The following is a 19,543-nucleotide window of genomic DNA, read 5'->3' as shown; positions in this document are numbered from 1 at the left end:
CCGGGGCGGCGCCACGCCCGCTCCCCGGCCCGCACCGCCCTGTCCCACCGCCCTGTCCCGCCCCGATCCCGGAGTTCTCTGTGCCGTCCCGTACGCCCCACCGCTTCCGGCGGACCGCCGCCCTGTTGACCGCCGTCGTGGCCTGCGTCGCACTGGCGGGGTGCTCGTCCGCCGTGCCCTCCTCCTCGTCCTCCTCCGCCGCATCGGGCGCGCCCTCCGCCTCGGCGTCTTCCGCACAGGGCGAGGCGGCATCCGGATCGAGCGGATCGACCGGGCCGTCCAGGACGGGCGAGCCGGGTCAGCCGGCTCCCGCCCACGTCTCCGTCCCCTCGGTCGGCATACGGAGCACACTCATGGAGCTGGGCCTCAACCCGGACGGCACGGTCGAGGTCCCGCCCGCGGAGAAGGGCATGACGGCGGGCTGGTACAGCGGCGGTTCCGTGCCCGGGGCACCGGGGCCGGCCGTTCTGATCGGCCACAACGACACCCGCTTCGGCCGGGCCGTCTTCCACGACCTCAAGGACATCCGCGAGGGCGCCGAAGTGCTGGTCCGCGACGGAGCGGGCAAGACCCTGCGCTTCACGGTCACGGGCAAGGAGACGGTCAGCAAGAAGGCGTTCCCCACCGACAAGGTCTACGGCCCGACGAAGGACAGCACGCTGCGGCTCATCACCTGCGACGGCGAGTTCGACGCGGACGGTCATACGGTCGACAACCTCGTCGTGTACGCCGCTCTCGCCTGAAACGATCTGCCGCCACGGGAATCACGCGAGCGACGGCCGCACATGGCGGTGGCGCGACGGATGGCAGCCGACCGGACAGACTCGGGCCACCCGACGTCTACCCGTGGGTAACTCCCGCTGCTTGGATGGGATCGACCGGTACGCCCCCCACTCGACCACAGGAGACCCCGTGCCGAACCCCGCGTTCCGCCGCCTGACCGGCGTGGCCCTGTCCGCCACCCTCGCCGCCGTCACCCTCGCCGTGAACGCGCCGCAGGCGGCGGCTGTCGAGACCCCGTCGCTGCGGGTGCTCTCGTACAACGCGTTCATTTTCAGCAAGGCCCTGTACCCCAACTGGGGCCAGGACCACCGGGCCGCCGAGATCCCGAAGACCTCGTTCTTCCGGGGCAATGACGTCGTGGTGATCCAGGAGGCCTTCGACAACGGGGCCTCCGACGCGCTGCTGCGGAACTCCGCGTCCCCGTACCCGTACCAGACCCCGGTGGTCGGGCGGAGCAAGAGCGGCTGGGACGCGACGGGCGGCTCGTACGCGGCGACGACGCCGGAGGACGGCGGCGTCACGATCCTGAGCAAGTGGCCGATCGTGCGCAAGGAGCAGTTCGTCTTCAAGGATGCCTGCGGCGGCGACTGGTTCTCGAACAAGGGCTTCGCCTACACGGTATTGAACGTCAACGGAGCCCGGGTCCACGTCGTCGGCACGCACGCCCAGTCGACCGACCCCGGCTGCTCGGCGGGCCAGGCGGCGCAGGTGCGCAGTCGGCAGTTCCAGCAGATGGACGCGTTCCTGGACGCGAAGAACATCCCGGCCTCGGAACAGGTCGTCGTGGCGGGCGACTTCAACGTCGACGGGCACTCGGCCGAGTACGCCTCGTTCCTCTCCGACGCCGGCCTGAGCGCACCGGAGACCCGGACGGGCCACCCGTACTCCTTCGACACCCGCGACAACTCCATAGCCTCCGAGCGCTACCCCGACGACCCGCGCGAGGACCTGGACCATGTCCTGCACCGCGCGGGCCACGCCAAGCCGGCGGGCTGGAAGAACGACGTGATCAAGGAGGAGAGCGCCCCGTGGACGGTGTCCAGCTGGGGCAAGGACTACACGTACACGAACCTCTCCGACCACTACCCGGTGATCGGCTCCGGCCGGTGACCGCACCATGACCTCGCCGTCCCCCTCCGCTCGTCGCCGGAGGGGAACGGCGCGTCGCCCGGATCCTGCCGATATATCGTGGCCAGCGCTTGTGTCCGGGAGCGCGCGAGAGGGCCGGTATGGACGAGGGGCGGGACCGTTGGATACGGGTGCCGGTCGGGGACGACGCGGCCCGCTGGGCCACGCGGGTGCGATGCCGTCGCGTCCTGCTCGTCGTGCACAACGTCACCTCGGCGACCAGGCTGCTCGACGTCCTGCCGCTGTTCCACGACGACCTCGGGGTGCAGCTCCTCGCCACCTGCACGGGGTCCTCGGCCTTCCGATCGGGCGTCGCGGAACTGCTCGCGGACACGGGGGTGCCCGTACTGCCGTGGGAACAGGCTCTCGCGACACCGGTGGATCTTGCGATCTCGGCCAGCTTCGGCGGTGAACTCAGCGCGATTCAGGGGCCGTTGATCATACTCTCGCACGGTATCGGCTATACTAAAAGGCTGGCGGCACCGAGCACCGAGCACCGAGCACCGAGCACCGAGCACCGAGCACCGAGCACCGAGCACCGATGCGGAGGCGTCGGGGGTGGAGGGCCCGCCCCAGGGCGCGCCTCCCCCGGTCTTCGGACTCGCGCCGGACTGGCTCCTCGCGGACGGTGTCCCTCTCGCCGACGCACTCGTCCTCTCCCACCCCGAGCAGTTCGACCGACTGGCCGCCGCCTGCCCCGAAGCGCTGCCCACCGCCGTGCTCGGGGGCGACCCCTGCTTCGACCGGATGCTGGCGGCACGTCCCTACCGCGACCGGTTTCGCAGGGCGCTCGGTGTGGGGCGTGGGCAGCGGCTCGTACTGCTCAACTCCACCTGGAGCCCCCAGTCGCTGCTGGGCGACGGCGACGGGGAAGGAGCCTCCGGCGAGGGCGGGTACGGTGACGACACGCTGCCCGCGCTGCTTCCGCGGCTCGCGTCGGAGCTTCCCGCCGACGAGTACCGCATCGCCGCCGTCCTCCATCCCAACATCTGGCACGGTCACGGCCCCGGCCAGATCAGGGCCTGGCTGGACCGGGCCAGACGCGCCGGCCTGGCGCTGGTCGACCCGCTGGAGGACTGGCGTCAGGCGCTGCTCGCGGCCGACGTGGTCATCGGGGACCACGGTTCCGTCACCTTTTACGCGGCGGCGCTCGGCACCCCCGTACTCCTCGGAGCCGCCCCCCTGGACAGCCTCGATCCCGACGCGCCCATCGCCGACTTCATCCGGACCACGCCCGGACTCGACGCGCGGGCGCCCCTGCGCGGCCAACTGGACGCGCTGATCGAAAGCCACGTCCCGCAGCCGGGTCCGATGCGCTTCACCTCCTCCGTGCCCGGCGAGGCGGCGGTGCGGCTGAGGCGGGCCTTCTACGAACTGATGGCGGCCCCCGAGCCGCCGGGCCCCGCCCTGCTCCTGCCGCTGCCGCTGCCGGACCGGGAATCCGCCCCGCATACGGCTCCCCTGTACGTGCTGACGCGCTGCCTCCCGGGACCGGAGGTCGTCGTGATCCGGTACGCCGATCCCGCCCGGGAGCCCGCCGGGGCGGGGGACGCCCATCTGGCCGTCCACGAGGACACCCGCGATCCGGGGCAACTCGGTCTGGCCGACGTCGTCTTCAGGGACGGAGCTTCGGACGACCCGCGGTTCGGCCCGCCCGGCCGATGGGCTGCCGAGGTACTGGACCGGCACGCGCACTGCGCACTCGCGGCCTACGTCACCGGAACCTCGTCCTGCGTCGTCCGGACCCGCGGCGGGGCCCTGCTCCGGCTGACCGGAGGGCCAAAAGCCGACGCGGACCCGGCGGTGTACGCGTCGGCGGTGCACGCCTGGCTCGCGGCGGGCAGAGCCCTTGCCACTCTGGTCACGGACGGTCTGACCGTCCGTACGGGCAGCACCGCCCACCACGTGGTCGTCACGGCCGAGGCGGACGGGTCGGCGGCGGGCGGAACACGGCAGCGCCCCTCGCCTACTCCCGCGGACCGGAGCAGCGCTCACGCAAACGACGCAGGTACTCCACGTGCTGGTCGGCGTTCTCCTCGGACAGGATCCTGATCGCCTCGTCGGTCAACGGCAGCGCCGCTGTGGGCTCCTCACCGGCGAGCAGGATCTCGGCGAGGTCGGTGAGAGCCCGTGCGGTGTTGTACGCGTCGCCGTTCGCCCGGAAGACGGCCAGGGCACGCCGCACGTGCTCCTGGGCCTCGCCCAGCCGCCCGAGCCCCCGCAGGGCCCGGCCCCTGTGGCGTTCCAGCAGAGCCCGCGCCCGGGGCACATCCGCCGCGCCCTCGTCGTCCGGCCCGATGCCGTCGAGGACGGTGTACGCCTCGCCGAAGCAGTCGTACGCGTCGGCGAAGCGCCACTGCCGCAGTCGCAGCAGCCCCAGGATCTCGATGGCGGAGGCCAGACCGCGGGTGTGCCCCGCCGCCCGCTCGTCGCGTGCGGCCGCCGCCGCTTCCGCACCGGCCTCGTCTCCGAGCTGCAACTCGCCCAGCGTGTGGGCGAGTTGTACGTGAAGGGCGCCTGCGGTCCGGCTGCCGGGGACCTGTGCGTCGGCGACGGCCGCTCCGATCCGCAGAGCCGGCAGCACCGCCTCGTGGTGGCCCGCTTTGAGCTGGAGCGGCCACAGGGCGCGGCAGAGCGTCAGCATCGTGTCCGGCTGTCCGAACTCCTCGGCGGTCGCGACGGCTTCGACGAGGTTGGGCAGTTCGGCGGCGAGACGCGCCACGGCGTCGCCGCGCCCGGCGTAGGCGCCGTCCATTCCGTCCGTCAGGGCCTCCGGCACCCGCCAGCTCTCCGGGAGTGCGGCCCGCGCCGCCGTCACCGACAGCCGCAGGTAGTGCTCGACCGCGCGGGTCGTGGCCGCCGAGCAGCCTGCGATGCCCTCGTGGCGGAACGCCGCTTCCTCGGCGTGGGCGCGTACGGACGGCCGGTAGCGGTAGCGCCCGTTGTCCGCGTGCTCCAGCAGCAGTACGTCGGCCAGCCCGCCCAGCAGTTCCTCGGCGGCGTCGACGTCGATGCCCGCGACCCGCGCCGCGGCCTCCGCGTCGAAGGCAGGCCACGGCCGCAGCCCCATCAGGCGGTACAGCCGGGCGGCGTCCGGCCGCAACAGCCGGTAGGCGTCCTCGGCGGCCGTACGCACCGGGTCGCTGTCGCGCATGGTGAGCACTCCCGTCGCTTCGTCCGTCGGTTCGTCATGGGGCGGTGGGGGCGGCGGGGCCGCGGTGAACCGCCCGGGATCGAGGAGCCGGGGCGCCGCGGCGCGCAGGGCGTACGGTGATCCGCCGCAGCGTGCCAGCACTGCGGGGAGAGCCGCACGGGCGGAGCGCATGACCTGCTTGCCCACGATCTTGGTGAGCAGGCGCGCCGCGTCCCGGTCGTCGAGGGGGCCCACGGGCACCGGGAACGCGTCGAGACCGGAGAGCGGTCGCCGGGCCACGACCAGGGTGAGGACGGAGGGCGCGGAGGTGAGCAGCGGCGCGATCTGCGCGGCGGACCGGGCGTGGTCGAGGACGAGGAGCAGCTTGCGGTCCGCGACGACTCGGTGGAAGGTGTCGATGCGCTCCGTCTGCGAGGGCGGGATCCGCTCGTCGCGCAGCCCGAGCCGGAGCAGCATTTCCCGCAGGGCGCTGCCGGCGGTGTGGGCACTTCCCGTGCCCCGGCGGCCGAGGTCCACGTAGAGCTGCCCGTCCGGGAAGAGGCTTTCCGCCCGCCAGCCCCAGTGCACGGCGAGGGCACTGGTGCCCATGGAGTCGTCCCCGTACAGAAGGGCGACCCGGGGACGTCCGTCCGCCTTGCGGCCCGCCTCGCGGTCGAGCAGCCTCATCGCCCCCTTCCGGTCCGTGAAGAAGCGTACGGAGGAGGGCAGCCGGGGCCGCCCGACCGCTGCTCCCGTGGTCTCCACCGTGCGGGCGAACGCACTCCAGGTGCGGGCCAGTTCGGGGTCGCTCCGCACGCTGTCGTGGACGATCCGCGCCACGGCGTCCCGTTCCTCGGGCCGGGTCGGCGCGACGACCTCGCGTCCGGCCATCCGCCGCACCAGCCCGCCCGCGGTCTCCCAGGCCCACTTGCCGGCCTCGCTCGCCACGCCCGAACCGACGGCGCCGAGGACCGCCGTGATGGCGGCCATCGATATGGGATCCAGCATGCGGTGCGCCCCCTGCCTTCCGCCGGTTCGCCCGGTACACCCCTCCCGGGCACCGTCACGACCGATCGCGAGATCAACGGTAGTCGCCCGCGAGGGGCGCTGACGGGCTGCCAGGAGAAACGGGGAGGCCGCCCGGTGCGTTCCGGCCACGGTCCGGAATGCTGGTGCGGGTACGAACGAAACACACCGAAGGAGTACTCGTGAGTGATCCGCAGCCGTTCACGCTCATCCCGGGAGCTGCCGACTCACCGGTCCTCCTGCACGTCCCGCACGGGGCCCGCCGCATCCCACGGAAAGTACGCGAGGGGATCTCGTTGGACGATGCCGCACTGGAGCGCGAACTCGACCACATCACCGACGCCCACACCGCCGAACTGGCCGCCGCGGCAGCGGTGATCGCCCCGGCCACCCCGTGGCGTCTCGTCAACAACCTCTCCCGGCTGGTCGTCGACCCGGAACGCTTCCCGGACGAGCGGGAGGAGATGCTCGCCGTCGGCATGGGCGCCGTCTACACCCGCACCACCCACCGCGAACCGCTCCGCCCGCAGGAGGCGGACCCGGATCCTTTGCTGGAGGCGTACTTCCACCCGTACGCCGCCGCGATGACGGCGGCGGTCGAGTCGCGCCTCGCGGCTGCGGGCCGCGCAGTGATCATCGACGTCCACTCGTACCCGACCGTGCCCCTCCCCTACGAACTCCACGGCGCCGGCCCCCGCCCGCCCGTCTGCCTGGGCACCGACCCGTTCCACACCCCGCCGGAGCTTCTCGCGGCGGCGGAGGCGGCGTTCGGCGGCCGCGTCGGTCACGACGGTATCGGGCACGACACCCCGTTCTCGGGTACGTACGTCCCCCTCCGGCACTACGGAACGGACCGCCGGGTCACCGCGCTGATGATCGAGATCCGCCGCGACACGTACATGAGCGAGCCGGGCGGCCCGGCGGGACCGGGGCTCGACTTGCTGGCGGGGGCGTTGGCGGAGCTGGTGGAGGCGCTCAGTCGGCCTTCTTCCAGTCCTGGCAACCGGTGGACTTGAAGATCTCCCCCTTGTTGACGGTGACCCGCCCGCTGCCTTCCAGGTTGCCGTTGGCGATGATCGCGTCGAACTCCCCACTGGAGTTCCTCGCCCGCTCCCAGTAGCACCCGAAGGACTCACCGGGGCCGCCCGTCCTGTAGGTCCCGGCGCGCATCTCCTCACCCACCAGGTATTCGCCGTCCCCGCCCACGGTGGTGGGCGGCCCCTTGGGCTTCGGCGGCTTGGGCGGCTTGGCGGTGACGGTGGCCGTCTTCGTGACGGTGACCTCCGGGCCGGGCACCTCCACCTCCTTGGTCACGGTGATCCTCGGAGTGGGACCGGCGTCCGAGGCTTCGGCCCGGGCCTCGTCGTCCGAGATGCCGATGCCGACGCCGAGGAACAGGGCGACGGCGCCGACGGCTCCATGGGTCACCCATGCCTTGCCTCGCGACGGCTTCCGCGGGGCGGAGGGATCGGGCAGAGCCCCTTGCGGAGGCGCTCCCCAGGGCGTGGTGGGGCGGCCGCGCTCTTCGGGGTGCCCACCGAGCGGTCCCTGGTGCGCGTGCTGGTCGGGCTGGTGCGGGTTCATGTGTGTGCTCCAGGTCGTGGTGATGCGACAACAGGTGGAAGGCCGCTGGGACGCGTCGTCCACCGACACGCGGGCCCAGTGCCTGGCAGGGCGACGCCGATCCGTGCGACAGGCAGGCGGGGGTGGGCGGTCACCGGCCGCGGATCCGGCGCCCGGTCTCCGTGGCCGGGTAGAGGATCGCGTCGGCGACGCGCCCTCCGGAGTCCTTGACCCCACCGCTGAAGTTGAGCCGCCCGGAGGCGCCCGCCTTCGCCGCCACCCCGTCCCAGTAGCGGGCGTCCCGCTCCCATCGGATGTCCGACAGCAGCCGGTTCAACTGATCGGCGCCGAGCGCGTTCGACGGCTCGGCCCAGGGCGTGGTGTGGTGCACCGCGATGCCCAGCCCGGCAAGCACGGCCGGGGCGGTGAGGGCGCTCCGTGCGAGGAAATGGGCGCTGTGGCCGGAGATCAGACCCGCGAGCAGCGGCAGGACGCACGCTTCCACCTGCTGGGCGTCCGACCCGGCGGGCAGCTCGTCCTCGTGCACGGTCTCCGCCGAGCGCGAGAGGCCACCGCGCCCGTAGATCGACGTGATCACGAGGGCCCGGAGCGCGGAGAGGGTGATCACCTCGGGGTCGGTCTTTCCCACCTGGCGCTTGCTCGCGTTGACCAGCTTGGCGAACGACACGATCCTGTCGTCGATCTCGACCTTGACGGCGTCGGCGACACGGTGGGCGAGGCGCGTGGCGAAGTCGCGCTGGTCCATCGACATGGCGAGGTTCTTGGCCACTACGACGCCCTGCACGTTCCGGTCGTAGAAGATCTGCCGGGCGTCGGCCACGGACAGGTCCACGTACAGCTCGAAGGGGATACGCACGGCGGCGAGTTCGGCGTACGTGAGGCCGAAGCGCTCCGGGTCGTCGTACAGCTCGTGCCAGGCGGTGGTCTGCGTCTCGCCGTCGATGGCGACGATCGAGGTGCCGGGCGTGATGGTCAGGGTCCGCAGTCCGGTGCCGGCCACCAGTTCGTCGCTGAGGGCGGCGAGCGGTCCCGCGTGCCAGAACGTGATGGGCGGGGTGGACCAGCCGGCGCCCAGCTCCCCCTTGACACCGTCGGCGATGTACTCGGCGTACGAGCCGACGTTCTTCCCCTTCTGCGTGGACTTCAGCGACCGCTGGACCAGCGACCGCAGTTCGGCGTGGCGGCGCACGGCCCCGGACGCGGCCTTCAGGGTTACCGAACTCCGTCCGGTCCAGCCCCGCCCGAACCCGCAGCAGCTTCAACTGCCGGCCGAACGCGACCATCACCCCGGACCCCGGCTCGTCCTCGGGCCGCGCTCCGGGCTCCGGGCCCGCCACGCTCCCCGTGCCGCCCGCCTCGTTGTCCTGCGCCATTCTCGCCACCGCCTGTCCCACATGCGTACACACCGCGCGTCGCCGCGTACAACCACCTCACGACGGCGCGTCACCTCTGGTCACGCTACGCCACGAGCCGTCACCGTGGAGGCATGACCAGTAACCCTTCACCCCTCCCCGTTCGCAACGCGCGGCCCGCCCAACCCCGCTTCACCTGGCACCACTTCGCGATGCGGTTCAGCTCCACGCCTCGCGGCGCCCGGCTCGCCAGACACCTGGCCGGCGAACGGCTCGACGCCTGGGGCATCGCATACGGGAGTGGCGCCCACGCGCGTTGACGCTGGTCGTGGCGGAGCTCAGCGCCAACGCGGTCAGCCACGGCCTCGTACCGGGACGTGACTTCCACCTCCGGTTCTCCGTCGAGGACGCGACCGTACGCGTGGAGGTCACCGACACCCGGGGCGAGCGCCTCCCCGTGCTGAACGACTCATCGTCGGCCGACGACCAGGAAGGCGGCCGAGGGCTGCTCCTCGTCGCCGCCCTGGTCGATAACCTGGGCTGGTTCCCCCGCACCGACGGCCCCGGGAAGACCGTGTGGGCCTCGCTCGACGTACGATCCGTCTGATCCGGTCCGAAACGCATGCGCTCGCTGTCGGCAGAGGTGCCGACACCCGCAACGGCGGCGAAACCCGGCGGGGGGAAGCCGACGCGCCCCGGCACGCGGAACGCCTAGGCTCCAAGAGTCATCGCGGGGCGAAGGGGGCCAGGGATGCGTGGGGCGGGGCGAAGAGAACGTGAGCGGGAGCTGGAAGCCGAAGTGACGGCCTTCGGCGAATTGTTGGCCGAGCACAGCTTCGCTCCGGGCGATCCCGGAGCACCGTCGAAGGCGGTGGACGACTGGGCACGTGCCCTCGACGCGTACGACGCGGCCTCCAGGGCCTTGCACCGCCTCAAGCAGGTGAAGCTCGTTCCCCAGCTGTTGCAGCAGGGCATGAGCGCTCTGGTGGACCTGGAGGCCCGCGTCGCCGGCGAGCCGCTGCCCCAGCGGCTTCCGCCCTGCTTCTTCGACTCGCGGCACGGGCCGGCGACCGTCGAGGTCAGGTGGGCCCCCAGCGGCGGTGCGAAGCGCCTCATCGCCGTGTGCGCGGCCGACGCTGTACGGCTCCGCGAAGGTGCGCCCCATCTGCCCAGCGGGCATCCCACCTCGGCCGAAGAGGCTGACAGCCTGCCGCCGCGCCCTGACGGCGGCCTGCCCCTTCCGTGGGCGATCGGGCTGCTCGCACTGCTCATCGGCTACGCGGGCGCTCTAGCAGCCGCGGGCGACGTACCAGGAGCCTTTGTCGCCTTCGTCGTTGCTGGGAACTCCGGCGCACTGGCTGCTCTCTCGGGCCTTCTCGTCGCGAGTGCCGCAGCCGACCTGTGGGCACTGATGCGCCGTGGCCATCGGACGCAGGCGACTTTCGCGCGATCGGCGGTCAGTCCGCACGGCGCTGCCCAGCACGTCTACGTGGTCACCGACGCTTCTGGCCGACAGCGTGAGTGTCCGCGGGCGGCGGGGAGCGGAACCGGGAAGCCCGTGCCGATCCGGTCCGTCTGGTATCTGCCGAAGACGGGCGGCACAGGCAAAGCGCTGAGCTCCTGGTCCCCCCTCTGGCTCCCTCTGCGTATTCTCGGCGGCCTGCCGGTCGTACTGAGCAGCACGGTTGTCACGCTGTACCTGATTCCTGGGCGTATGATCATCGCTCTCCTCTCCTGACCGCCCCACCGCCCTGTCCCCGGCGGCGCAGAAGGTGTCGCTGCTAACCGATCTCCACCACCCGCGCCCACGCCGGCGGCCGGCGTGGGACGTAGTCGGGGTTGTCCTCGTCCCAGGAGCGGCGCCTGTGGTCCCTCGGGAACAGGCCGACGACCGTGCGGCAGGCCGGTTGCGCGGTCGGCCAGGGTGTCTGTCCGTCGGTCAGGATCACGATGGCGTCGGGGCGGGGGTGGGACCGGAGCGCCTTCGCGAAGCCCGTACGCAGATCCGTGCCGCCACCTCCCACCAGGGGGATGCCCTCGGCCTGGCACAGCGGGTGGACGACCCGGGTCGCCGCGTCGCAGGCGAGGACGGTGACCAGGTCGCGGCGGCCGCCCACCGCGCGGGAGATGGCGGCGACCTCCAACAGGGCGCTGCCCAGTTCGGCGTCGCTGACCGAGCCGGACGTGTCGATGACGACGGAGACCCGGGGCGGTCTGCGGCGGAGGCTCGGAAGGACGACGCCGGGCAGTCCGGTGGAGCGTCGCGACGGGCGGCCGTAGGTGTAGTCCTCCCCCGCACCGGGCCCTGATGCGGCCGAACGTACGGCGGCGCCCAGCAGGTCCCGCCAGGGCTGCGGCGGATGGAACGCCTCCTCCGCCCACCGCTTCCACCCCTTCGAGGCGTTTCCCGGCCGGCCTGTGATGCCCTGCGCCACCCGGAAGCGGACCGCGTCCTGTTCATGGGCGCTGAGCCCGTGCGCGCCGTCGGGCCCCACGTCCCATTCCCTCTCCAGCCCGTCGGCGCCGCTTCCGCAGTCCAGCCAGGCGAGGTCCTGGGTGCGGGAGCCGAGGCGGAACTGGTACAGGTAGTCCTCCATCAGCTCGCCGGGTCGCAGGTGCAGCGTGGACGGGTAGACGATGCCCTTCGGCCGGGCCAGGCCGTCGCCGTACACGTCGTCGTTGATCTCGCAGTCGGCGGCGATGTTCATCCGCAGCCGCTCCCCCGGTCCGGTCAGTCCGCGCTGCCGGGCGACCCGGTCGCTGCGGCCGTGGTGGTCGCGCAACAGGTGCGACACCTCGTGGACCCAGACTCCGGCCAACTCCTCGACGGGGGTACGGGCCACGAAGGACGGCGAGACGTAGGCCCGCCAGTACCGGTCGACGGCCATGGTCGGGACCTGCCGTGACTCCACGGTGTGCAGGGCGAACAGCGCGGTCGCCAGGTAGGGGCGGACCCGGGCGGCCTGGAGGCGGGCGGCGAAGAGTTTGTCCAGGTCGAGCGCGCGCGACGCGTCCGTCGTCGTCATCGGCCGGCCGTCGCCTTCGTCTTCGCCTTCGCCGTGACGCGGGCCGTCGCCCGGTCCGCGCGTCCCGACAGGGACACGACTCCCGCGAGCTGTTCGATGGAGGCCGGTACGTCCCAGTCCTCCTGGCGCAGCGCGGCGAGGGTCGTCGCCGGAACGACCACCAGGTCCGGGGCTCCGCCCTCCAGCGCCCGGACGAGCAGCGCCCACGCCGCGTCCCAACGGGCCCGGTCCGGGCGGGTACGGATCGCCGCGACGACCCCGTCCAGCGCGGCCTGCCGGAGATCGCCGCGCTCGGGCAGGACGGCGCCTGCCGGGTCGGCGAGGAGGTCCTCGGGGTCCGGAAGGTCCATCCGGTCCAGGCTCGCCAGCAGTTCGAGACCCGGGCCGTCCCCCACCGTCCCCCTGACCAGCAAGGACAGCACGTCCCGGGAGGATCCGGCCGCGGTCGCGAAGGCGATCAGGCTCAGCGTCATGTCCCAGCTGCGCGGCGAGGGCCACGGGCCGCCCCGGCGAGTCTCCGTCGTGGGCAGCCGGTGGACGAGCGTGGGGCGGGCGGAGAGGAGCCCGCACACCGCGCGCCGGGCGAAGTCCACCGCCTCGGGCAGCTTTTCGGGGTCGAGGCGGGGCAGGGTCGCGCGGGGCCAGGTGCCGGCGAGGCCGCGTACGACGACCTCGTGGTCGTGGGTCCACTGGAGGTGGACGAAGCGGTTGGCGAGCGGCGGGCTCAGCTCCCAGCCGTCGGCCGCCGAGGAGCGCGGGTTGGCGGCGGCCACGATCCGTACGCCGGGCGGGAGTTGCAGCGATCCGATCCGCCGTTCCAGTACGAGGCGGAGGAGCGCGGCCTGCACGGCGGGCGGTGCGGTGGAGAGCTCGTCGAGGAACAGCAGCCCGCGCCCGGCCCGCACGAGGCGGACGGCCCAGTCCGGCGGGGCCATCGGCACGCCCTGTTCGGCGGGATGGTCGCCGACGATGGGCAGTCCGGAGAAGTCGGACGGCTCGTGGACGCTGGCGATGACCGTGGTGAGCGGCAGGTCCAGGGAGGCGGCGAGCTGGGTGAGCGCCGCGGTCTTGCCGATCCCCGGCTCACCCCACAGCAACACGGGCAGGTCGGCGGAGACCGCCAGGGTCAGCGCCTCCAGCTGGGTGTCGGGGCGCGGCTCGGTGGTGGTGTCGCGCAGCAAGCTCATCAGCGCCTCGGCGACGTCGAGTTGGGGGGTAGGGACAGAGTCCGTGGACTCGGGTGCGAGTGCGGCGGACGGGGTGCTCGTGAACATGAGTGATCACCTGGGGGTATGAGGGAGGGCGAATGAGCAGGGGTGGGCGCGGGGTTGGGCCAGGACGGTCACGGCGCGGGAGCTGACAGGACCGGCAACCCCCCGAGGTCAGCGGACGGCTGTGTGGCGCGGGCGCCGGGCCCGGCGGGGGCGGGGGTCGATGGGTCGGCGGGCGTCGGAGCGGTGGCGGACAGGTCCGGGGCCGAGCAGGTCGGCCCGGAACAGTCCGTAGGTGATCCGCCGTTGCGCGGCGGCCTCCAGTTCGTCCCGCAGAGGGCCGTCGCGCAGCAACGCCTCACGGCCGAGCAGCCCCTCGACGACGGCCAGCGCACCGGCGATGTCGCCGTGGTCGAGGCGTTCCCGCACACCGGTGAGGCAGTCCGGCCGCCGGTGCGCCTCGTCGATGGCCTGGAGGCAGGGCAGCGGAGTACCGCTCAGGGCGACCAGCAGTTCTTCGCGACGGACCTCGGCCGGGTCGTGGTCCAGCGGCGCGAGGGCCCCTGCGACGAGGCCGATCCGGTGCTGCTCTCCCCGGCATTCCACGAGGCGCGACCCTCCCGCCCGGTCACCGCCATCCGGACGAGCCGATGTCGGAGCAGGCGGCGGCCAGCCCGGGACGAGGGCCCGCGCGACCAGCGGGTGCAGCTGGCCGGCTTCGATCTCCCCGGTCCGGAGCAGGTCGAGGTCGGGCAGCACCCAGGTCGCCGCGTCCGGCAGCACCGGTGGTGTGGACGCGCCCGGGTCCGGGGCTTCCGCGACCCGCGCGACAGGCGTCCCCCGACCGTCCGTGCCGGCCTCCAGTCGCAGGAGAAGCCGGCGTCGGCCGCCCAGCCGCACGCTGAACGCTCTGTCCGGCCCTTGCCCCTCGGCGCGGAGCAGGATCGCCGCCTCCGCCGCCCAACGGTCGACGGCGCAGCGTCGATCCGGCGGGACCGCGCTCCACGGTTCCGGGTCGGCGGCTTCGGCGGCACGGGCGGACGGCAGGTCGTCGAGGCCGCAGCGCATCCGTAGCTCATCGGTCCTGCGCGCATCCCACAGGTGGCGGTGCAGATCGAGGCGGAAGCGCTGGTTCGGACGTGGGTGGGGGTGGCGGCGGGCGCCCGGTTCGGTGTGCGACCCGTCCCACAGGGCGAGGCTGATCCGCTGCCCGGCGTCCGCCCAGGCGGGCGGGGTCCGGACGACCAGGTGCAGGGGGACCGGGGCGGCACGCTCCGGTGGGTCGTAGCGGGCCAGTTCGATCGTCAGCCCCGGGCGCAGCAGCCCGTGCGGGGCGATTCTCGGCATGTGCCAGCGCAGCAGGTCGGGAGCCAGATGGCGAAGGTCCGCCCGGATGCGGGCGGCGAGTTCCGGGCCGTGGCTGCGCACCACGGACCGGAGGCGGAAATCGATGTCGACGCCTGCCGCGGCGCACGCTCCTGCCCAGTCCCCGGCCTCACGGCGGGCGGTCGCAGTCTCGATCATCGGGGCCGGCACGGCGAACTCGCGCACGCGCAGCCAGAAGGACGGGGAGGAGAGAGGAGACGGGTAGGAATCCCGGTTCGCGGTCGAAGTGAGCATCAGCACTCACCTTGCGCGGACGGGTCCCCCAATCTGTTCATGGAGTGAGTCATCGCGGGGAGCCTAACTCCGGTCGCCGCGATCTGCCAGAACTTTTTTTCCCGCCGGAGCGCCGCCCGTCCCTGACAGGGCGCCCACATCACCGCTGAGCAGCCCTGACGAGCCATCCGCTGACCGGAGCAGGACGGCTCGCCCGTCGCTCCGCGCCCGCCGGTGGACCTGGCCTCCGGAGCCCGCGGAACACCCCCTTGGCTACCGAGGGGTTTCCGTTCCTGACCGGCGCCCGTTCCTGACCGGCGCCCGTCTCAGCGCAACGCGCTCATCCCCTGCCACTCGGTCCACGAGACGTTCCACGCGCCGAAGCCGTTCCCGGGGGCGACCACGCCCTTGGTGTCCTTGCCGGTGATCTCGAACGGGTCGCCGGGCTGGACCTGACCGTAGAACCAGGCCGCGTCCGCGTCGCTCATTCCTATGCACCCGGAACTGCGGTTGGCCATGCCGAGATAGCGGGCGTTCCACGGGGCGGCGTGCGCGTACATGCCCGACCAGGTCAACCGCATCGAGTGGTCGACCATCTTGTTGTAGGCGTCGGCGAGGCCCACGGTCTCGGAGTTCATGTTGATCGTGCCCTCCTTGGCCATGAGCACGGCGGTTCCTCGCCAGGATCGTTTGTCGCCGCCGGGCGTGCCGCCGGAGACCGGGATCCTGCGGACCGTTTTTCCGTCCCGTACGAGGGAGAGCCGATGGCGGTCGAGGTCGACCTCGACGATCTGCTGGTCGCCGACGGTGAAGGACGTCGTGTAGTCGCGTACGAACCAGCCGCCGTCCGCGCCCGAGTCGGTGCCGTTCAACTCGGCGTTCAGCCTGACCTCGGTCCCCGGCTTCCAGTACGCCCGGGGCCGCCAGTCCACCCGGTCCCGGCCCGACCAGTCGCGCATCCAGCCCCAGGAGCCCTCGGTGTCGTTCGAGGTGGTGACCTTGAGGTGCTTCTCGACCTCGGCCCGGTTCCTGACCGGGTTGTCGAATACCAGGGAGATCGGCTGGGCGACGCCGACGGTGGTGCCGGCGCCCGGTCTCCAGTCGACCTTGTTGACCTTGTCCGCCTTCGCCGTGGTGAATTCGGCCCGGGCGCTCCGGGCGGTTCCGCCCACGCTGCGGGTCGCAGCCGTCACCTCGTACGCCGTGCCGGGTGCGGACTTGCGGTCGGAGACCCAGGACCGGCCGTCGGCGGCGACCTTTCCGGCGAGCCGGCGGCCGTCGGCGTCGGTGACGGTCACCGAGGTGAGGCTGCCGCCCTCGACCGTGACCCGTACGGGCTCACCGGCCGGGACCTTCCTGCCCGCGGGCGTGACGGAGACCGTGACGGGGCGGTCGTCGGGGCTCGGCGTCACCTCGGCGACCGGGGCGCCGGGAGGAGCGCTCGACGAGCAGGCGGCGAGGGGTGCCAGCAGGGTGGCCGCGGCGGCGGCCCGGACGCGGGCACGGATGCGTACGGGTGTGCGTGACGAGCGGGACAAAGGGACCTCCGGGAGAGCCGCGAGAGAGCCGGACGAGTCGGCGATGCTGCGACTGTAGAGCCGAAAAAGTCGAGGTCAGACGCTGCGGAGCGATGTGATGCCGACTGTTGAGGAACGGTCATGGTCCGGTCACATTCGCCGGTCGGAGCGGTCATGAAGCGCTGTGAACATCCTCCGCATCCCCGCGAAAGGTCCGGGGAGCCGTCCCCGCCGAAGGTCCGGGGAGAAGGAGAGGCCAGACCGTGTCAGCTCTGCTCGTGCCGTCGTCGTCCAGCTCCGTGCCCCGAGCACGGAACCGGGGCGTGGCCCTGGAAACCATCACCCCGAAGACGTACCGCGGCTTTCTCGCGTCCCCCGAGGGCCAGGCCCTGGGCGCCGGCTTCCTCCAGTGCCCGTCCTGGGCCGGCGTCAAGGAGGGATGGGACTCCCGGCTGATCGGCTGGGGGCCGGATCCGGAGGCGGGTGGACTGACGGGCGTGGCGCTGGTGCTGCTGCGGCCGTTCCCCGGTACGCGCAAGTACTTCGCGTACCTCCCCGAAGGGCCCGTCGCCGACTGGAGCGACCCGGACGTCGACGGCTGGCTCGATCCGCTCCTGGGGCACCTGCGCCGTGCGGGCGCCTTCGCCGTGCGCATCGGCCCGTCGCCCGCCTACCGGCGCTGGGACGCCACCCGGCTCAAGCCGCTCGCCGGCCCGGGCCGCCGCCTCGGCGACGTCCTGGCCAGCGAGGTCGACCCCCTCGGCTCCGCCGTCGCCGACCGGTTGCGGGCCAGGGGCTGGCGCCGCTGCGGTGGCGACGGGTCCGGGCAGGGCGGGGACGCCCAGCCCCGCCACGTCTTCCGGGTGCCGCTCGCCGGACGCACCACGGACGACGTGTGGGCCGGGTTCAACCAGGAGTGGCGACGCAATGTGCGCAGGGCCCGGAAGGAGGGCGTGGAGGTGGTGGTCGGCAGTGCGGCGGACCTTCCCGAGTTCTGCCGGCTGCTCGCCGTCACCGAGCGGCGTGACGGCTTCCGCCTCGGCCGCTCGCTCGCCTACTACGAGCGCCAGTACGCCGCGCTCAACGCCGAGGAACCGGGTCGGATGAAGCTGTACCTGGCCCGGCACCGGGGCGAGATCCTGGCCGCCCACACGCTGATCACCGTGGGCCGCCGCGCCTGGTACCAGACCGGCGCCTCCGCCGACCACCGCCGCGAGGTCCGCCCCTCCAACGCCCTTCAATGGCGGATGCTGCTGGATGCCCACGCCCTCGGAGCGGACGTCTACGACATGCGCGGGGTAGCCTCCACTCTCGATCCGGAAGAACGTGGTTACGGGTTGCTGCGGTGGAAGCTCGGCACCGGTGGGCAGGTCGTCGAGACGTTGGGGGAATGGGAGAGGCCATTGGGGGGCAGCGCCAACCTCGCGCTTCACCGTGCCTTCCAGGCGTACCTGAACCGCCGATGAAGAAGATGAAGCAGACATCCCCGACGAAGACGTCCTCGACGACGCACGCCGCCACCGTCATCACCCGCCCGGAAGCCGGAGAGGCGGTCTCCGCTCCGCGCGGCAGTGCTGTCATGGCCGCCGGATCCGTCGTCTCCCGCGCCACCGGTTTCGCCCGGACCGCCGTGGTCGCGGCGGCTCTGGGCACCATCGGGCCGAGTGCCGACGGCTACGCGGTCGGCAACGCCCTGCCCACCATCATCTACATGCTGCTGCTGGGCGGCGCGCTGAACGCCGTCTTCGTTCCCGAGCTGGTCCGGGCCGCGAAGGAAGACTCCGACGGAGGGGCCGCGTACACCGACCGGCTCGTCACCGTCTGCGTCGTCGCCCTGCTGATCATCACCGCGACCGCCGTGTGGGCCGCCCCCATGATCGTCGACGTGTACACCGACTACACCGGCCGCCAGGCGGCCATGACCCTTGCGCTGGCACGTTACTGCCTGCCCCAGATCTTCTTCCTGGGACTGTTCACCCTGCTCGGCCAGATACTCAACGCACGGGGCCGGTTCGGCGCGATGATGTGGGCCCCCGTCCTGAACAACATCGTCGTCATGGCCGTCTTCGGCCTGTACCTGGTCCTTTCCCTGGGGGGCGGGGACACCCTCACACCGACCGGGACCGCCCTGCTCGGCTGGGGCACGACCGCCGGTATCGCCGTCCAGGCGCTCGCCCTCGTCCCGGCCCTGCGGGCTGCCCGCTTCCGCTGGCGGCCCCGCTTCGCCCGACGCGACAGCGGACTGACCCGCCCCCTGCGAGCGGCCGGCTGGCTGGTACTGCTCGTCGTCGCCAACCAGGCCGCCTACTGGGTCACCACCCGGCTCGCCACGGACGCCGGCCTCGACGGCGGACCCGGATTCGGCGCCTACAACAACGCCTACGCCCTGTGGGTCGTACCGCACGGCGTCATCACCGTGTCCGTGGTGACCGCGCTCCTGCCACGGATGAGTGCGGCGGCGGCCGACGGGGACAACACCGGCCTGCGGCACGACGTCTCCCACGCTCTGCGGGTATGCGCGGCCGGCGTCGTACCCGGCGCCTGCGCGCTGCTCGCCCTCGCCGGGCCGGTGACGTCCCTCGTCTTCGGATACGGCAGGACCAGCGCCGCCGACACGGCCGCACTGGCCGGAATCCTGATGGCCTTCGCACCGGGACTGATTGCCCTGTCGGGCCAGTACGTCCTGTCCCGCGCCTTCTACGCGCTCTCCGACACCCGCACGCCGTTCCTGCTCAACCTGGTGATCGTCGCCCTCAACGCGGGACTGTCCCTGACCGCCGCGCACCTGCTGCCGGCCCGCTGGGCCGTCACGGGCATGGCAGCGGCCTACTCACTGGCTCTGTGCGCGGGCTGGGCGCTGACCGGCAGGGTGCTGAGCCGTCGGCTCGACGTCGTACGCCCCCTGCGGCGGTCGTCCTCCGCGGCCGCCCACGCACGCCTGCTGCTCGCCGCCGTCCCCGCCACCGCCCTCGGCCACCTCGCGGCCTTGGGCGCGGCACGGGCGGGAGCCCTGGCCGCCACCGTCGCCGGCGCGGCCGTCGTCGTCCTCACCTTCGCCCTGCTCGCCCGTCCCTTGCGGCTCGCCGAACTGAACGCGCTGCTCCTGCGTGTACACAGTCGGCGGCCCCGGCCCCGGGCCCGGACCCGGCCCCGGACCTGACCACCACCATCACCACCACCGAGG

14 protein-coding genes and 1 pseudogene are annotated in these 19,543 nt (G+C 72.7%); 8 read left to right on the top strand and 7 right to left on the bottom strand.

Annotated features, from left to right (window positions below; genetic code table 11):
- Nucleotides 1-80: 80 nt before the first annotated feature.
- The 3 genes from ACH4KB_RS24210 (at nt 81) to ACH4KB_RS24200 (ending at nt 3,963) form a co-directional block, all read left to right on the top strand.
- Nucleotides 81-743: a class F sortase gene (locus ACH4KB_RS24210; RefSeq protein WP_398067985.1), complete on the top strand. Its 663-nt coding sequence runs from the start codon at nt 81-83 to the stop codon at nt 741-743.
- A gap of 169 nt (nt 744-912) precedes the next feature.
- On the top strand, nt 913-1,893 hold the full coding sequence (gene sph, locus ACH4KB_RS24205; protein WP_398067984.1) for a sphingomyelin phosphodiesterase: 981 nt from the start codon (nt 913-915) through the stop codon (nt 1,891-1,893).
- 765 nt (nt 1,894-2,658) lie between these two features.
- The gene (locus ACH4KB_RS24200; protein WP_398068141.1) at nt 2,659-3,963 is read left to right on the top strand and encodes a hypothetical protein; all 1,305 of its coding nucleotides are present in this window, start codon (nt 2,659-2,661) and stop codon (nt 3,961-3,963) included.
- Here ACH4KB_RS24200 and ACH4KB_RS24195 read toward each other — a convergent pair.
- Nucleotides 3,878-6,052, bottom strand: a complete 2,175-nt coding sequence (locus tag ACH4KB_RS24195) for a tetratricopeptide repeat protein (protein WP_398067983.1) — start codon at nt 6,050-6,052, stop codon at nt 3,878-3,880. The two genes, ACH4KB_RS24200 and ACH4KB_RS24195, sit on opposite strands and share 86 nt — an antisense overlap.
- Nucleotides 6,053-6,252: 200 nt before the next feature.
- Between ACH4KB_RS24195 and ACH4KB_RS24190 the strand changes: the two genes are divergently transcribed.
- On the top strand, nt 6,253-7,086 hold the full coding sequence (locus ACH4KB_RS24190; protein ID WP_398067982.1) for an N-formylglutamate amidohydrolase: 834 nt from the start codon (nt 6,253-6,255) through the stop codon (nt 7,084-7,086).
- On the opposite strand, the gene ACH4KB_RS24185 is transcribed toward ACH4KB_RS24190, so the two are convergent.
- Both ACH4KB_RS24185 and ACH4KB_RS24180 read right to left on the bottom strand, forming a co-directional pair.
- Nucleotides 7,046-7,654 carry a hypothetical protein gene (locus ACH4KB_RS24185; protein WP_398067981.1) on the bottom strand — a complete coding sequence of 203 codons (609 nt, stop codon included), beginning with the start codon at nt 7,652-7,654 and terminating at the stop codon, nt 7,046-7,048. The genes ACH4KB_RS24190 and ACH4KB_RS24185 overlap by 41 nt on opposite strands.
- A 130-nt stretch (nt 7,655-7,784) precedes the next feature.
- Nucleotides 7,785-8,843 carry a DNA sulfur modification protein DndB gene (locus ACH4KB_RS24180; RefSeq protein ID WP_398067980.1) on the bottom strand — a complete coding sequence of 353 codons (1,059 nt, stop codon included), beginning with the start codon at nt 8,841-8,843 and terminating at the stop codon, nt 7,785-7,787.
- Between the two features lie 297 nt (nt 8,844-9,140).
- Between ACH4KB_RS24180 and ACH4KB_RS24175 the strand changes: the two are divergent.
- Nucleotides 9,141-9,613, top strand: a pseudogene (locus ACH4KB_RS24175) (ATP-binding protein).
- A 192-nt stretch (nt 9,614-9,805) separates the two neighbouring features.
- Complete coding sequence (locus ACH4KB_RS24170; RefSeq protein ID WP_398067979.1) at nt 9,806-10,744, top strand: hypothetical protein; 939 nt, start codon at nt 9,806-9,808, stop codon at nt 10,742-10,744.
- A gap of 43 nt (nt 10,745-10,787) precedes the next feature.
- On the opposite strand, the gene ACH4KB_RS24165 is transcribed toward ACH4KB_RS24170, so the two are convergent.
- The 4 genes from ACH4KB_RS24165 to ACH4KB_RS24150 all read right to left on the bottom strand — a co-directional run bounded on the left by ACH4KB_RS24165 (nt 10,788) and on the right by ACH4KB_RS24150 (nt 16,380).
- A complete protein-coding gene (locus ACH4KB_RS24165) occupies nt 10,788-12,032 on the bottom strand; it encodes a VWA-like domain-containing protein (protein ID WP_398067978.1) in 1,245 nt (414 codons plus the stop codon).
- Complete coding sequence (locus tag ACH4KB_RS24160) at nt 12,029-13,306, bottom strand: AAA family ATPase (protein WP_398067977.1); 1,278 nt, start codon at nt 13,304-13,306, stop codon at nt 12,029-12,031. The genes ACH4KB_RS24165 and ACH4KB_RS24160 overlap by 4 nt, the downstream gene beginning before the upstream one ends.
- Before the next feature lie 108 nt (nt 13,307-13,414).
- A complete protein-coding gene (locus ACH4KB_RS24155) occupies nt 13,415-14,863 on the bottom strand; it encodes a hypothetical protein (RefSeq protein ID WP_398067976.1) in 1,449 nt (482 codons plus the stop codon).
- Between the two features lie 305 nt (nt 14,864-15,168).
- Nucleotides 15,169-16,380, bottom strand: a complete 1,212-nt coding sequence (locus ACH4KB_RS24150) for an Ig-like domain-containing protein (RefSeq protein ID WP_398067975.1) — start codon at nt 16,378-16,380, stop codon at nt 15,169-15,171.
- 242 nt (nt 16,381-16,622) lie between these two features.
- On the opposite strand from ACH4KB_RS24150, the gene ACH4KB_RS24145 reads away from it, so the two are divergent.
- Nucleotides 16,623-17,825 (top strand): lipid II:glycine glycyltransferase FemX, encoded by a 1,203-nt coding sequence (locus ACH4KB_RS24145; RefSeq protein ID WP_398067974.1) that lies wholly within the window; start codon nt 16,623-16,625, stop codon nt 17,823-17,825.
- A gap of 5 nt (nt 17,826-17,830) precedes the next feature.
- Entirely contained in the window at nt 17,831-19,519 is a 1,689-nt protein-coding gene (gene murJ / locus ACH4KB_RS24140) for a murein biosynthesis integral membrane protein MurJ (protein ID WP_398067973.1), read from the top strand.
- Nucleotides 19,520-19,543 lie beyond the last annotated feature (24 nt).

Source organism: Streptomyces sp. NPDC017520 (genome assembly GCF_044329855.1).
Lineage (GTDB): Bacteria > Actinomycetota > Actinomycetes > Streptomycetales > Streptomycetaceae > Streptomyces.
This window is presented reverse-complemented; position numbering and strand designations above follow the sequence as displayed.